We start from the raw sequence: 15,089 nt of genomic DNA on the forward strand, positions 1-15,089 counted from the left end.
TAAAGCTCATTTAGTCGTAAAATTTAACCTGCAAAAAACATTCGTCTGTATGGAAACCCAAATGTGGATAGACAAAGGAATTCAACTGGTAATGGAGTATGCTCCGAAAATCCTGCTGGCCATTGCGATATGGTTTATCGGCCTCTGGATATTCGGAAATATTGTGAAATATGCCCGCAAGATCATGGAAAAACGCCGCTATGAAGCGGGGTTGCGGAATTTCCTGGCTACCCTGCTGAGCTGGGCATTGAAAATACTCCTGATCATTGTTATTCTGGGTACCCTCGGAGTAGAGACCATGTCTTTTGCCGCGGTAATCGCATCTGCCGGGCTGGCCATAGGCCTGGCACTCCAGGGGTCGCTGGCCAATTTTGCCGGCGGAGTGCTGATTCTTATTTTCAAACCCTTCCGCGTAGGCGACTTTATAGAAGCCCAGGGACTTTCCGGTACCGTAAAGGAAATAGGGATTGTCAATACCACCCTTACCACTTTCGGAAACCAGCTGGCCATTATCCCGAACGGAAAACTGTCTAATGAAAATATCGTAAACTACAGTGCGGAAAATATACGGAGGGAAAACATCATCGCCGGGATCAGCTATGATTCCAATATCAAAAAGGCGAAGGATATCCTTCTCGATATCGTAAATTCAAAGGAAGGCGTACTGCGGGACCCCGCCCCTATGGTTATTGTTAACGAACTGGCCGACAGTTCCGTAAACCTTTCCCTTCGCTACTGGGCCAGGAACGAGGACTTCTGGGACTGCCGGTGGTATGTACTGGAAGAAATGAAAAACCGCTTCGATTCCGAAGGTATCGAAATCCCGTATCCTCACCAGGTAGAGATCCACAAAGAGGTATAAAAGAAACGAGACATACAACAACTCTTCAAAATCCCGGAAATCCGGGATTTTACTTATGGTGGCATTGTCCGTAGTTTTGTATAAGTGAAATTGTTGGTCGTCAATGTCCAACCCGATATCTATGAAAAAACCGCTATTGCTATCCCTGCTCCCACTCCTGTTTATCAGATGTTCCGGATTGGAAAAACGGGACAACTACTCCGGCCATATCAGGGGGGACTGGGTTACGGATTTTGTTCACAGTGATGCAAACAGGCCATTCTATACGTTTTCATTCCAGGACAGTATCTGTTCTTATATCCATCCCTCGGGTGCTTATTCTCCATACACCGTAAAACAGGACACGCTGGTCATCACGGAATCGGCTCCACGGGGCGGCATGGCAGAAAAACAGGGAAAATATCATTTCAGGATCACTGCACTGGACGACCATGCGCTTTCACTCTATCCCATTACTCCGGAAACGGCAGAGCTCACTGCCACATCAGGGGAAAGGGCAGATACCATACACCTGAAAAAAATCCCTGAAAAGAACGATGAAAGGCTGGTGAGAATAGGCTTCTACAGCGGTCCCTGCTTCGGGGTCTGTCCTTCCATGTATCTCGAGATCGACAGTGAAGGCAATATATTATTCGACGGACTCGCTCATACGTCAAAGCAAGGCATGCATTCCGGGAAAATTCCGGAATCCGAATTAAAGCAGATAGCAAAAAAACTGCAGCGTATCGAACTCGGCAAGCTGAAAAAGGAATATGCCGCAAGATGGACCGACGACCAGGCATGCAGGATAAAAATAGAGACCGGTAAGGGAATGTATGAATCCAGCGTCTACGGATTCGACAAAGAGCCCGTAGCCCTCCGGATGTTATTGCACAAGCTTATGGAAACCTATAAAACCGCAACGTTGAAACAGGATTCCTCCATCGTGCGGAAATTTGCCTTCCCCGGTTTCCAGCAGAGCGGTTTTCCCACATCTCCGGGACAGTAAAAGTGAGCGGGACAGCAAATCACAGACGCTTTCTGCCACCGGTCAATAATCCTGGATCAGGACTTCTGTCGGAATACGGAGGGGTATTATTCGCGTCTATTTTATCATATTCCGCATGTGTTCCAATAATCGGGTAAAATTTACAAAAAAACACTATCCTTTCATAAAAAGAATATTAAATTAGTGATGTTCAAACGCTGTTTTATTTGAAAAGGAGATCCATTATCGCGCTTTCTGTTCTGGCCCTGGTTGTCGGGGGATATGTTATTTTAAATCACCTGGCCCACCGGAAAATAGGAAGCCTGCTGGACGAACAGGTGGAAAAGGGAAACCTGGAATACAAAAACTTCAGTATATCCCTGCTGCGTGGCAATGCTGCCATTTACCAGGCAAATTACCGGAAGGGGAGACAACGGATAAAAGCGGACCAGGTCAGGGTAAGAGGCTTCAGCTACTGGCGTTACCTGCTGAAAGACCAGGTATCCGTACAAAAGATCATTGTAGATACCCCTCACCTGGACATCAGGAGAACAGCAGGTACCGGCGCCGATAGCTCAACGGAAGCGCAAAAGAATACCACCCCTGGCAAGAATATCCGTATCACACAACTGGACATTCACAACGGGAGCCTGAATCTTGTAAAAGACACCTCGGCCATCCTGACCGTGAAAAAATACGATCTGCAGCTACGGGACATCACGGCAGACCAGCAGAGCCTGCAGCGGAAAATACCGGTCAATTACGGAGCTTTTTCCCTGGAAGTATCAGAATTATGGCATGACCTGAATACGTTACAGGAAGTAAAAGTATCGCACCTCTCTCTTTCAGAAAAAACTGCAGAAGCCCATAATATCAGGTTGATCCCTAAATATACCGTAAAAGATTACGTCCGTGTCATCCCGTATGAAAAGGACCTGATGGAATTAAAGCTGGATACGCTTTCCATTCCGCAGTATCAACTGGAGCTGAATAAGGAAAATCCCCATTTTTCAGCTCCCGGAGTCTTTCTCCGGGATATCGATTTCGATGTCTACCGGGATAAAACGGTGGAAGACGATATACATATTAAAAAACTCTACAGTCATATGCTTCGCGAACTGGAGCTGAAACTGGACATCGATTCCCTCCACATAGACCGCGCACGGATAAGATACCGGGAACTGATCCACAAGGAGCGCCCTCCCGGGGAGGTATTTTTTACCGGCATGAAGGCAGTAGTTACGGGGTTGACCAATACAGGCCTGGAAAGAAAAGACTTTCCCGCTACGGAGCTGGCCATAGAAACGATGTTTATGGGCAAGTCTCCCCTTTCGGTACACTGGTCATTCCGTGTAAACGATCCTTCCGACACCTTTACCATCAGCGGTAAGAGTTCCGGTATTCCTTCGGAATCCATCAATTCCTTCTTTGTCCCGGCCTTTCATACGAAAACCCAGGGAGAAGTAAACCAGTTATACTTTAATTTCGGGGGTGATCTCCATACGGCCTCGGGAGATTTCCAGATAAAATTCAGCAATTTTACCGTTGAGGTGCTCCGGAAGGACGGAAAGGAAAAAAGGGGCTTCCTGACCTGGATAGCCAATATCTTTGTCAGGGAGAGTTCGGAAGGGCAGGATATCGCCAAACACGTGGATAAGGTAGAAAGGGACAAGACCAAATCGTTCTGGAATTACTTCTGGTCCTGCATAGAGGCCGGGCTTGCCAAAACCCTGATATAGAGGATACGGTACGGTAATAGTTTACCCGCCCCGTATCCCCGTATCCATTATTTCAGTATGGCTTCGATCTCCTGTAACTCGCCGGAAGTAAATTCCGAATTGTTCAGGGCAGCGGCATTATCCCTTAATTGTTCGGGACGGCTGACCCCTATCAGTACACTGGTTACCCGTTTATCCCTCAGCAGCCATGCTATGGCCATCTGTGCCAGTGACTGCTTTCTTTTCCGGGCTATGGCATTGAGCTTCGCCACCTTATTTATAAGCACATCGGTAATCTGGTCGGCTTTCAGGTACCTTCCGTCTTTCCGGGCACGGGAATCTTCGGGTAATCCGTCCAGGTATTTATCGGTAAGCACACCCTGTGCCAGGGGAGAAAACACAATAGCCCCTGCCCCCTGCTCTTCCAGGGTATCCAGCAGGCCGTCGCGTTCTACCCAGCGGTCCAGCATGTTATATCTCGGCTGATGTATCAGGAAGGGTGTCCCCATGGCCTTGAGTATCTCAGATGCCCGGGCGGTATCTTCGGCACTGTACTGGGAAATACCCGCATAAAGTGCCTTTCCCTGCCTCACCAGCTGGGCGAGAGCTCCCATGGTTTCTTCCAGCGGGGTTTCCGGATCGGGCCGGTGGTGGTAGAAGACATCCACATAATCTATTCCCATCCGTTTCAGGCTCTGTTCACAACTGGCGATAAGGTATTTCCGGGAACCGTAATTGCCATAAGGCCCGGGCCACATGTCCCAGCCGGCCTTGCTGGATATAAAAAGCTCATCCCGGTACGGCATGAAATCCTTTTTAAAGATACGGCCGAAGTTTTCTTCTGCCGCACCGTAGGGCGGACCGTAATTATTCGCAAGATCGAAGTGGCATATCCCCAGGTCGAAAGCAGTTCTCAGAATGATCCTGGCCTTTGTAAAATCGTCAGCATGCCCGAAATTATGCCACAATCCCAGGGAGAGGGCAGGCAAAAGTACGCCACTCCGGCCGCAACGACGGTATTGCATGCCGTTATAGCGCTCTTCATTGGCCGCATAGGCAGCAAGCGGGTTGGTATCGTTAATATTCATGATACGGTTCTTATTTTTAGTTTACAATTTATTGAGCCCGGCCTCTTCGGAAGCCAGGTTATTTTCCAGGTTGTGTACCGCGTAAGGGGCAATACGACTTCCGCTACTTAACCGCTTCCAGTACAGAATCGTGTACGGTCACTTTTTCCCAATAGTGGCCGTATTGCTCTATGGCCTCCATATGCAACGGGTGTACCCCGTAGACCTCGAGGGCTTCCAGCGAATCGAACTGTATCATCAGGTTATAGTCAAAGCTGTTATCTACTACCTCCCTGTCTTTGCTGTCTGCCGGCCCCCCATAGTAAAAACTGCGGATTCCCGGGACCTTGCGGAGCAGATCGAAAAATCCGGTAAACGCTTCCTTTTCGTCCCGATTCAACGTTTTCTTCAGCCAGAAAAGTACGTAGTGATTAATCATTCTGTCCTGTGTATCCTGTTCCCGGTCACCGGAACGGCCAATGGCAGTTACCGGCAGTATCACACCGGTCGTTACGGCTGCCGTAGTTGCCCTGACAAAGTTTCTTCTTTTCATATCGGTTAAATTCAATGTTTATCTACTGTACTCATAAATACCTGTAAATATACGACGGTATCACCTCCGGAAGCGTTAAAAAAAAGCTTTATGCCCTTCAGGATAATTCCTCCAGAAAAGTGTCCAGGGCTTTTCGATGTGCTGCCCGAAGTTCAGCGTCTGTGATCCCTCCTTCTGCCGGAGAAAAATGCTGTCCGAACGAGGGAAGTGAAAAAGTAGCCGTGATCGTGGCCCCGAAACGGGGAAGCGTCTTTAAAGCAAGAGACAGCGAATTCCTCCCGGCGCCCTGACCGGTAGAGGTGCTCATCAGGAAAACCTGCTTCCCTGCCAAAAAATTCCGGTCTGCACGCGAAAGCCAGTCGATAAGGTTCTTGAAATAGGCCGAAAAGTTACGGTTGTGTTCATTTACCGCTATGATCAATGCCGCGGCATTTCTTATTTCATCGAGAAACCCGGTTACCTCTCCGGGAATACCATCGTCCCTTTCACGGTCCATACTATACATCGGGAAAGGCTTCCCGGACATATCAAACCGGCGTATATTGTGATTTTCGATCATGGAAACCGTATAGGTGACCAGTTGATAATTGATAGAAGCAGAGGAATTACTTCCTGCAAAAGCCAGTACAGACATAAATTCTTATAAATTTTAACCTTACTAATATAAAAAATACTTTGGTAGTACAGGAAAAACCTGAAATATATCGCCCCATGCTGCGTTTAAAAACCGGGAAACCGTTCTAAAAGATCCAAAATTCCGTTTTCGGAGTATATATTAAATCACTATGGGCATGAAGTCCATTGATTATTAAGTTATTTGGTTATTAGGTTAATAAGTTATTAAGGTAAGACACATAAACTCAATAACCCAGTAACTTATTAACCTAATAACCCGTTAAACCATAACCTTTCGGAAACCAAAACGAGATCCGCTAAAGGGCGTAGGTTTGATTTTAACTGAGACCACTAAATATAATGATCGACCGGAGATCCGAAAATAAGACAAAGCGACTGTATTTTATCGATGCCATGAGGGCATGGGCGATACTCATGATGCTTCAGGGACATTTTATAGATGGCCTGCTGGATCCTGTGTTCCGAAATGCCTCCGATCCGCTGTTTGCCGTCTGGGCCTATAACCGGGGGATTACGGCACCGGTTTTCTTTACTGTGGCAGGATTTATATTCGTGTACCTGCTCATACGCAACCGGCAGCAGTCCGGCTGGGCGAACCCGAGGGCAAAAAGAGGGCTTAGGAGAGGGCTTATGCTTCTTGCCCTCGGGTATGTGCTCCGCCTGGATTTTAAGGGTTTTCTGCTTCGGGGAGAGGTTTATGACAACTTTTATATGCTGGATGTACTGCACTGTATCGGGTTGTCCCTGCTGTTTCTCACCGGCCTGTACCTGCTTACCTGCCATCGCGGCAGGCATGTTATGCCGGTCGCTTTCGGGCTATCCACACTGGTGCTGTTTGCCCTGGCCCCGCTGTATACCGCGGCAGACTACAGCTTTTTCCCGAAAATGCTCGCCAATTATTTTACCAAAGCCCACGGTTCGGTATTTACGGTATTCCCCTGGTTCGGCTTTGCCTCCTTCGGGGGCCTGATGGCCACCCTGTTCCACCGTTTCGGGGACAGAAAGGCACTCTATCCGGCGGCTATCAGCCTGTGCCTGTCTGCCGGGATATTGCTTATACTGATATGTTCTTTGCCCGATTTTCACAACGGATGGTTCTCACGGCTGGGGAATGTCCTGGTGTTCTTTGCAGTATTCATGCTGGCCCGGAAAATATTTACTCCCGGAATATTCCTGACCATCGGGCAGAATACCCTTTCCATTTACATGATCCACTATATCCTGCTCTACGGCAGTCTGTTCGGCCTCGGATTATACCAGCCGTTCCACCATTCCCTGCCTCCTTATATTGCTATTCCCGGGGCTATCGTATTCGTACTCGCCGTAACCTGGCTGTCATTCAGGTACAACAGCCTGAAACCGAGGTTACGGGAAATACAGGCCGCACTGTTGACAAAAGGCAGGTCCTGGTTGCGCCGCCGTGTGATCCGCAATTAAAAAAACCACCTCCGGTCACAGGCCGGAGATGGTCGTTTTAAACGGTAATGGCGAATAACCTTCAGCACATTTTCCCCGGAAGTTAAACGTGCAAAGCCCGGTTATCGGTCGCAGCCAGGGCCGCTTCCTTCACCGCCTCGGCATAGGTGGGATGCGCATGGCTCATACGGGAAATATCTTCTGCACTGGCCCTGTATTCCATAGCCGTTACGGCTTCGGCAATAAGATCGGCCGTACGGGCCCCTATCATATGTACCCCGAGCACTTCATCGGTGGCCTTATCTGCAAGGATCTTTACAAAACCGTCAATATCCATGCTGGCCCTGGCACGTCCGAGAGCACGCATCGGGAATTGTCCCACTTTATAATCCACCCCGGCTTCCTTGAGTTCTTCTTCGGTTTTACCTACGGCAGCCACTTCCGGCCAGGTATACACGACCCCCGGGATCAGGTTATAGTCGATATGGGGCTTTTGCCCGGCGAGGGTCTCGGCTACAAAAACCCCTTCTTCTTCCGCCTTATGGGCGAGCATGGCGCCTTTGACAACATCTCCTATGGCATAGATATTTGATGCGCCGGTCTGCAGGTGGTCGTTTACTTCAACCTGCCCCCTGTCGTTCAGTTTCACCCCGGCAGCTTCGGCATTCAGTCCGTCCGTATACGGGCGACGGCCTACCGATACCAGGCAGTAATCTCCTTCAAGCACCACTTCTTTGCCCTTTTTATCATCGGCCTTAACCGTCACTTTGTCCCCGTCGCGGCTCACTTCCCTGACCTTGTGCCCGGTGTAGAATTTAAAGCCCTGTTTTTTCAGTACTTTAGTCAGTTCTTTGGAAAGCGCTCCATCCATTCCCGGGATGATGCGGTCCATAAACTCTACCACCGACACCTCGGCGCCCAGCCTTTTATATACCTGCCCGAGTTCAAGACCTATCACCCCTCCGCCGATAATGACCAGGTGTTTGGGCACTTCTTTCAGTTTAAGCGCTTCGGTAGAGGTAATTACCCTCTCCTTGTCTATTTCAATAAAAGGAAGTGCAGAAGGTTTGGACCCCGTTGCAATGATAGTGTGTCTGGCTTCTATTTTTTCTTCCCCGCCATCACTTTTTTTCACTGTGATATGTGTGACATCCTCAAAACTTCCCACACCTTCATAAACATCTATCTTGTTCTTGTCCATCAGGAATTTCACCCCGGCACAGGTCTGGTCTACCACAGCCTGTTTGCGGTTTATCATTTTTTCCAGGTTGAGTTTTACCTCTCCCGGGATCTCGATACCGTGTTCCTCAAAATGTCTTAAGGCATCGTCGTAGTGGTGGGAAGAATCCAGAAGCGCCTTCGAAGGAATACACCCCACATTAAGACAGGTTCCGCCAAGGGTCGCATATTTTTCAATGATCGCTGTTTTCATCCCGAGCTGTGCACAGCGGATGGCTGCCACATACCCTCCGGGACCTGAGCCGATAACGGCTACATCGTATGAACTCATAATATGTTTTTTGAGAATGTGTTTTAAACTTACCTGAGACAAAAATACAAATGTTTTGCAAAGCGACCGCCCTGTAAGACAGGTATTCTCGTCACGGAAAAAAAACTATACGTTCACCGTTTTCCAGTGTCCCTTTTTGAACCATATCAGCGCTATAACCGCGATCAGGGTTTCCGCAAGTGTTATACCTGCATAAACGCCCACCGGCCCCCATTGCAGTACGATGGCAGCGAGGTAGGCAAAAGGAAGCTGAAAGAGCCAGAAACAGAAAAAATTGATGACCGTCGGTGTCCGGGTATCTCCTGCCCCGTTAAAGGCCTGGGTGATCACCATCCCGTAAGCATAGAAAATATAACCGGCAGCCACGACCTGCAGGCTCAGACTGCCGTATTTTATCACCTCCGGGTCTGCACTGAACCAGCCTATGATATGGGGTGCGAATGCCAGGTAAACCAGGGATACGGTAAGCATGAAAACAGCATTGTATTTGCCGGTCTGCCATACCGATTTCTCCGCCCGGTCGGGTTGCCCTGCACCGAGATTCTGCCCTACCAGTGTTGCCGCAGCATTACTCATACCCCATGAAGGCATCATGGTAAACATCATGACCCGTATGGAAATCGTATAGCCGGCCAGGACCTCACTCCCGAATTCCGACATGATCCGCATTAACACCACCCAGCTGGACGTCCCGATCAAAAACTGTCCTATACCGCCGAGGGAAACCCTTACGAGGTTCCACATCACCTGTCCGCGAAATACAAGGTCGGCTACCTGAAGTTTGATCCTGCTCCATCCGAAAAACAGGATCCAGAGCTGAAACAGTACCGCAGTTCCCCTTCCTATGGTCGTTGCAATGGCGGCTCCTTCCACTCCGAAGGCCGGGACGGGCCCCAGGCCAAAAATAAAAACGGGATCGAGAATGATATTGAGGATATTGGACAGGATCAGCGACCACATGGCGATAGAAGCATCTCCGGCTCCCCTGAAGATCGCATTGATCAGGAACAAAAGAAATATGGTAATGTTCCCTCCTATCATGATCTGGGTATACCGGTATCCCTCCTCTATCAATCCGGGCTCTCCCCCCATAAAAGAAAGTATCTGCCGCGGATAGAGTACCCCTGCAACCCCCACCGCAACAGCAACAATGATACCCAGCCCGATGGCCTGTACGGCCGTCTGCCGGGCACTTCGCAGGTCCCGTTCCCCTACACGTCTCGCAATAACCGCAGTGGCGGCCATGCTCAATCCCATGGCTACCGCATAGAGCAGCGTGATCACCGATTCGGTAAGGCCTACGGTGGCTACGGCATTGACGCTTACCCGTGACAAAAAGATAATATCCACCAGGGCAAAAACCGATTCCATCATCATCTCCAGGATCATGGGGACTGCCAGCAGGAATATGGACCTGCGAATACTCCCGCTGGTATAATCGTTTTCCTTACCGGTAAGGGAATCTCTCAGAAAAGAAACAATACTGTGGAATGAATACTTGTGAAGACGGCTCATAACTGATTACAGAATTACAAAAGATTAAGGTGAAAGAAATATAAAAACCTCCGCGGGCCAGGGTACGGCCCGACAACAATTCCCGCTTTCCCTGCAGGGAAAATTGTTAATGTCTTAATATAATTCTGTGAGCTTCATGATGCGGCAATATTAAGAACTTTTTTTTATATATTTCCTTCTTTTCCGGTTTTTAACAGCTTCTCCTTGCCGGACAGTAAATATTTTTATAACATTTGCGGTGGGAAAAAGACCTTATATTTAATGAATATCAATCTCAAAAGACGTGTGGCTGTCAGTGCCGTATTTTTTCTCAGTGGCATATGCTTTGCCAGCTGGGCCAGCCGTATTCCGGACATCAAGAACAGGCTGCAGCTTAGCGAGGGGGAACTCGGCGGGCTCCTTCTCGGCATGCCTACCGGCTCACTGCTGGCGCTGCCTCTTGCCGGGTTGCTCGTGCACCGTTTCGGAAGCCGGAAAGTGGCCGTGGTCTCTGCCATACTCTATGGGGCTGCCCTGCCCCTGTTAGGGCTCGCTGCCACCAGGCTGGAATTACTGGCCGCGGTGATACTCTTCGGCCTTATCGGAAACCTGATCAACATATCGGTAAACACACAGGCCGTAGGTGTTGAATTCCATTACGGAAAGACCATTATGGCCTCCTTTCACGGATTGTGGAGTTTTGCCGGTTTTATCGGGGGAGCCATCGGGGCAGGGATGATCGATCTCAGCATCACCCCTTTTATACATTTCACAGGTATAGGCCTTGTCAGTTTATTTATCATATTCTTCGCCTACCGCAACATGCTGACCGAAGATGTCAATACCACCGACCAGAAAGGACTGGTACTGAAAAAACCCGACAAGCTGTTGCTCCGTATCGGACTGATCGCCTTTTGTGGCATGATGTGCGAAGGATGTATGTTCGACTGGAGCGGGGTGTACTTCGACAAGGTGGTAAAGGTAGACGCCGGGCTGGTCACACTCGGGTATATTGCCTTTATGAGCACCATGGCCACCGGAAGGTTTGTGGCCGATCATTTTACCCAGCGTTTCGGGGCGGTCAGGCTTTTACAGTACAGCGGACTATTGATATTCTCGGGGCTGCTGCTTTCGGTGATCTTTCCGGGTATCGTATTTTCAACGGTCGGTTTCCTGATGGTAGGAGCCGGCACTTCGGCGGTCATCCCCCTGTCGTTCTCCATGGCAGGGCGATCAAAGAATTTTCCTCCCGGCATTTCCCTCGCACTGGTCTCTACCATCGCCTATTTCGGTTTCCTTTTCGGGCCTCCCGTTATCGGGTTTATAGCCGAGCATGCAAGCCTCAGGGCCTCATTCCTGCTTATCGCCTTTGTAGGTGCTGCCATAACCGTATTGTCGTATACCGGACGGGCCATGCTCCGGAAAAGCTGATCACTTGACAGGCCCCACGGTTGTCACAGGATAAGAGCGCAATCTATTCTTCCCTTGCGGAGACAGCCTTCTTCCCGTTATCCCCGTAATGTATACGGTACCTCCAGTAGGCTACGACCCCGAGCAACAGCACTATCGCCCCGGTGTAATACACAAAATCGGGGGTGATCATCTTGTCGCCGCTGGCATAACTATGCAGTCCCACCAGGTAGAAATTCACCCCGAAATACGTCATCATAATGCTCGCATAGGCGACAATGGCAAGATAATTAAAGGCAAACCGTCCCCTTAATCCCGGTACCAGGCGCATGTGCACTACAAAGGCGTACACCATAATACTGATAAGGGCCCAGGTTTCCTTGGGGTCCCATCCCCAGTAGCGCCCCCAGCTTTCGTTGGCCCACTGCCCGCCGAGAAAATTACCTATGGTCAGCATGACAAGGCCCACGGTAAGTGCCAGTTCATTGATAATGGTGATCTCCCGCAGGTGCAGGTCCATTTTTTTCTTATTCCGGCTATTGGTGAGCATAATGAGCAGCAGGGCCACTACCCCCAGTATCATTCCCAGGGTAAAAGGTCCGTAACTGCCCACGATCACCGATACGTGAATCATAAGCCAGTAGCTGTCCAGTACCGGCTGAAGGTTGGCTATGGCCGGATCAAGCCAGTTCATATGCGCCCCGAATAAAACTATGGAAGTCACAAAAGCGGTAGATGCTACGGTAAGGTCTGATTTTCTCCCGAAGATCAGTCCGAAAAGCATGGTGGCCCAGGCTACGTAGATCATGCTTTCATAGGCATCACTCCAGGGTGCATGCCCGGAAATATACGAACGGGTGATCAGTCCCAGCGTGTGCAACACAAAAAGTACAACTATGCCGATTTGTCCGATACGGATAAGGATATCCAGAAACCTTTTTTCATAGAAGATACGGAGTACGATAAGGAAGAACAGGATCAGCCCGCCTACCATATACCACATCAGCAGGCGCTGGAAGATATTCACTTTGTTATAAAGGGCTTCCACTTCTATCCTGCGTTCGGACGGCAATACTTCGGCACCGTAATTTTCCTGGTTCCGGCTAAAGGCTTCCAGTATTTTTTCTGCTTCGGTATAGTCGTCAGTCCTTATCGCCCTGCGCAGAGACATCAAGTACAGGGTCACGGACTTGTCGATAAAATTGGCATAAAGGGAATCTCCCACCACATGCTGCCCCGTCCTGAAATCAACCGCAGACACCCATTTATTGTTCTCGTGATCCGGCAGGGGAAAAATTTTCAGGATTTCCCCGCCCAAAGCCCTGTTCAGCAGGGCAAGCCGCTGGTCGGCCTCCTTGAATTCCTTCTGGAACTGGTTGGGTACGTTGGTGGCATATGCTTCCTGCAGATAAGGAGCCAGCTTATAATTTCCTTTCTCATCAAAGAAATCTATGGCCCTAACATATTTTTTTCCTTCTTCTACCCCTATCAGCCGGTGCAGGCTGTCGTTGCCTTTTTTCATATAGATCACCTCCGCATTGTACCACGCAGCCGGGTTTTGCAACATGGAAAGGAATGTCTGGTCGGCATCCATTCCGTTGTAGTGATCGCTTTTACTTATTTTGCGCAACAATTCCGAAGCAAAGGTATTGACCGGTTTCATCCGCCCGCCATCGTCCTGTATTACCAGTTTCCCGAAACGGTCGGCATGTGCCTGGCTTACAGTGGTGGCCTCTATGATGGAATCTATCTCCGCTTTTGTCGGTACGGCCACCGTATGCCGGTGGCCTTCGTCCGTAACCTCTACCTCCGTGTCATGAGGGTGTACTTCCGTGTCATGCTGGTGGTCTTCCTGGGCAAAACCGGCCATTCCGAGAAACATGACTGCCATCGTCGCAGCCATCTTTACCTTGTCCTTCTTCACCTTTTTCAGCATTTCTCCCAGTTTTTTAAATCTTGTTTTGCCGTAGAACATAATTCCCAGAAGCCCTATATACAGCAGGGTATATCCAATATAGGTGATCCATGTTCCGTAAAAATCGTGATTTACCGAGAGCACCGTCCCCTTCTCGTCCGGGTCGAACTGTGCCTGGAAAAACCGGTATCCCCGGTAATCGAGGATGTGGTTCATATAGATATCGTAATCAAAAGGCTGGTCGTCATTTACGGTCACCTTACTCATAAACGAGGAATATCCGCTTTCGGTCCCGGGGTATTTTTCCGCTATAAAATCGTTCAAGGTAATACTGAAAGGCAGCTTGCGCTCTATGGAACCGAACGAAACATGAAAATCAAGACCGCCCACCTGGGTGGTCACCGGCTGGTTTACCATTCCTTTTCCGCCCAGCACCCTGATCCTTTCGGTTGCGCCCCCGGTGGTAATGTCGAGAATAATGGCATCCTGCGCTGCACTGTTCTTGTCCTCTGCTTCTATAACACCGTAATTTCCCCGCACTACCGGGTCAGGAAAGACGACCTGCATGTTTGCCAGGGTATAAAGAGACCGGAGTTGCAGGGGCTGTACGCTGTCTTTATACACACTGTCACGGTGCTGGTCGGCCATACGCATATAATTTCCCTCAAAGGGGGTGGATATGGTATAACCATCTCTATCGGTATTGATATTTATGGCCCCTTCGGTAGGTTTGTCCAAAGCAAAGAGAATGTTGTGAATACTGCTTACCTCCCCGCTTTTTATATAGTGCTCATGCCTCGTACCCCCGCTGGCTTCCACAAGTTTCAGGTATTCTTCCCCGTTTTCATCGGGGACCAGTCCCTCTTCAGCGCCGTCGATATAACCGACATACGAAACGGTAAAGGACTGCCCGTTAAAATCGGACCTCCAGGGCAGCCTGGACTGAATACCTTCGGGAGAGACCAGGATGTCTTCCCTCATGGATTTCCGCATCGGGTTACCGTCAATATCGCCGTCTACAAATGCCGTGAGATAGGTTTTATCCGACAGGAATGAATCCGCTGTTTTTCCTTCCCGGATAGGCATGACTCCTTCATAACTGATATAGCGGGTAACAAAAGCCCCTATCAATATAAACAGGAAAGACAGGTGTACCAGCAAAACGGCCCATTTCTCCCGTTTATGCAAACGGTAACGCACAATGTTTCCCGCAAAGTTTATGACAAAAAATACCATAATGGCTTCAAACCACCAGGCGTTATAGATCCATATACGCGCCGTGGTGATGCTGTACCAGCTTTCTATAAAAGTACCGAAAGCCATTGCGACAGCAAAGACCAAAAACAAAACAGCCATTAAACGTGTGGAGAAGAGAGTTTTCCTGAAGAAGTCTGCCATTACAACCTTTTTATGTGCCGCAGCACTGATCCGTTTCCGCATGCAAAAATAGGGCGTTTTTATGAGATTTAAAGGCTATGGAGCAGGCAAGAAGGCCTAAAAGAATGTTAATATGTTCTTAACAGGGGAAACAGCCTCGTTTT

General features: G+C 49.2%; 11 protein-coding genes. 5 read left to right on the forward strand and 6 right to left on the reverse strand.

Features of this window, described 5'->3' with window-relative positions:
- The first annotated feature begins 49 nt into the window (after positions 1-49).
- From DN748_RS05085 to DN748_RS05095, 3 genes are all read left to right on the forward strand, one after another.
- On the forward strand, positions 50-862 hold the full coding sequence (locus DN748_RS05085; RefSeq protein ID WP_112370688.1) for a mechanosensitive ion channel family protein: 813 nt from the start codon (positions 50-52) through the stop codon (positions 860-862).
- Between the two features lie 121 nt (positions 863-983).
- On the forward strand, positions 984-1,850 hold the full coding sequence (locus DN748_RS05090; RefSeq protein WP_146746560.1) for a DUF6438 domain-containing protein: 867 nt from the start codon (positions 984-986) through the stop codon (positions 1,848-1,850).
- 206 nt (positions 1,851-2,056) lie between these two features.
- Entirely contained in the window at positions 2,057-3,568 is a 1,512-nt protein-coding gene (locus tag DN748_RS05095) for an AsmA family protein (RefSeq protein ID WP_112370690.1), read from the forward strand.
- Positions 3,569-3,615: 47 nt separating this feature from the next.
- On the opposite strand, the gene mgrA is transcribed toward DN748_RS05095, so the two are convergent.
- The 3 genes from mgrA to DN748_RS05110 form a co-directional block, all read right to left on the reverse strand.
- Complete coding sequence (gene mgrA / locus DN748_RS05100; RefSeq protein WP_112370691.1) at positions 3,616-4,635, reverse strand: L-glyceraldehyde 3-phosphate reductase; 1,020 nt, start codon at positions 4,633-4,635, stop codon at positions 3,616-3,618.
- Positions 4,636-4,738: 103 nt separating this feature from the next.
- Positions 4,739-5,167 carry a Dabb family protein gene (locus DN748_RS05105; RefSeq protein ID WP_112370692.1) on the reverse strand — a complete coding sequence of 143 codons (429 nt, stop codon included), beginning with the start codon at positions 5,165-5,167 and terminating at the stop codon, positions 4,739-4,741.
- A 97-nt stretch (positions 5,168-5,264) separates the two neighbouring features.
- On the reverse strand, positions 5,265-5,801 hold the full coding sequence (locus DN748_RS05110) for an NADPH-dependent FMN reductase (RefSeq protein ID WP_112370693.1): 537 nt from the start codon (positions 5,799-5,801) through the stop codon (positions 5,265-5,267).
- 341 nt (positions 5,802-6,142) lie between these two features.
- Here DN748_RS05110 and DN748_RS05115 point away from each other — a divergent pair, with 341 nt between their 5' ends.
- A complete protein-coding gene (locus tag DN748_RS05115; RefSeq protein WP_112370694.1) occupies positions 6,143-7,240 on the forward strand; it encodes a heparan-alpha-glucosaminide N-acetyltransferase domain-containing protein in 1,098 nt (365 codons plus the stop codon).
- Positions 7,241-7,322: 82 nt separating this feature from the next.
- On the opposite strand, the gene lpdA is transcribed toward DN748_RS05115, so the two are convergent.
- Both lpdA and DN748_RS05125 read right to left on the reverse strand, forming a co-directional pair.
- A complete protein-coding gene (gene lpdA, locus DN748_RS05120) occupies positions 7,323-8,729 on the reverse strand; it encodes a dihydrolipoyl dehydrogenase (RefSeq protein ID WP_112370695.1) in 1,407 nt (468 codons plus the stop codon).
- Between the two features lie 105 nt (positions 8,730-8,834).
- On the reverse strand, positions 8,835-10,244 hold the full coding sequence (locus tag DN748_RS05125) for an MATE family efflux transporter (RefSeq protein WP_112370696.1): 1,410 nt from the start codon (positions 10,242-10,244) through the stop codon (positions 8,835-8,837).
- 261 nt (positions 10,245-10,505) lie between these two features.
- Between DN748_RS05125 and DN748_RS05130 the strand changes: the two genes are divergently transcribed.
- Positions 10,506-11,654: an MFS transporter gene (locus tag DN748_RS05130; protein ID WP_112370697.1), complete on the forward strand. Its 1,149-nt coding sequence runs from the start codon at positions 10,506-10,508 to the stop codon at positions 11,652-11,654.
- A gap of 43 nt (positions 11,655-11,697) precedes the next feature.
- Here the strand turns inward: DN748_RS05130 and DN748_RS05135 are convergent, their stop codons facing one another.
- Positions 11,698-14,946: a cytochrome c biogenesis protein CcsA gene (locus DN748_RS05135; protein WP_112370819.1), complete on the reverse strand. Its 3,249-nt coding sequence runs from the start codon at positions 14,944-14,946 to the stop codon at positions 11,698-11,700.
- Between the last annotated feature and the right edge of the window lie 143 nt (positions 14,947-15,089).

Origin of the sequence: Sinomicrobium soli, from assembly GCF_003285545.1 — a bacterium.
GTDB lineage: Bacteria > Bacteroidota > Bacteroidia > Flavobacteriales > Flavobacteriaceae > Sinomicrobium.

What these genes read in the sequence shown, in the direction of transcription:
- mgrA (WP_112370691.1), bottom strand. Translation starts at nt 4,635, where the DNA reads ATGAATATTAACGATACCAACCCGCTTGCTGCCTATGCGGCCAATGAA.
- DN748_RS05085 (WP_112370688.1), top strand. Translation starts at nt 50, where the DNA reads ATGGAAACCCAAATGTGGATAGACAAAGGAATTCAACTGGTAATGGAG.
- DN748_RS05090 (WP_146746560.1), top strand. Translation starts at nt 984, where the DNA reads ATGAAAAAACCGCTATTGCTATCCCTGCTCCCACTCCTGTTTATCAGA.
- DN748_RS05125 (WP_112370696.1), bottom strand. Translation starts at nt 10,244, where the DNA reads ATGAGCCGTCTTCACAAGTATTCATTCCACAGTATTGTTTCTTTTCTG.
- DN748_RS05110 (WP_112370693.1), bottom strand. Translation starts at nt 5,801, where the DNA reads ATGTCTGTACTGGCTTTTGCAGGAAGTAATTCCTCTGCTTCTATCAAT.
- DN748_RS05115 (WP_112370694.1), top strand. Translation starts at nt 6,143, where the DNA reads ATGATCGACCGGAGATCCGAAAATAAGACAAAGCGACTGTATTTTATC.
- DN748_RS05105 (WP_112370692.1), bottom strand. Translation starts at nt 5,167, where the DNA reads ATGAAAAGAAGAAACTTTGTCAGGGCAACTACGGCAGCCGTAACGACC.
- DN748_RS05130 (WP_112370697.1), top strand. Translation starts at nt 10,506, where the DNA reads ATGAATATCAATCTCAAAAGACGTGTGGCTGTCAGTGCCGTATTTTTT.
- DN748_RS05135 (WP_112370819.1), bottom strand. Translation starts at nt 14,946, where the DNA reads ATGGCAGACTTCTTCAGGAAAACTCTCTTCTCCACACGTTTAATGGCT.
- lpdA (WP_112370695.1), bottom strand. Translation starts at nt 8,729, where the DNA reads ATGAGTTCATACGATGTAGCCGTTATCGGCTCAGGTCCCGGAGGGTAT.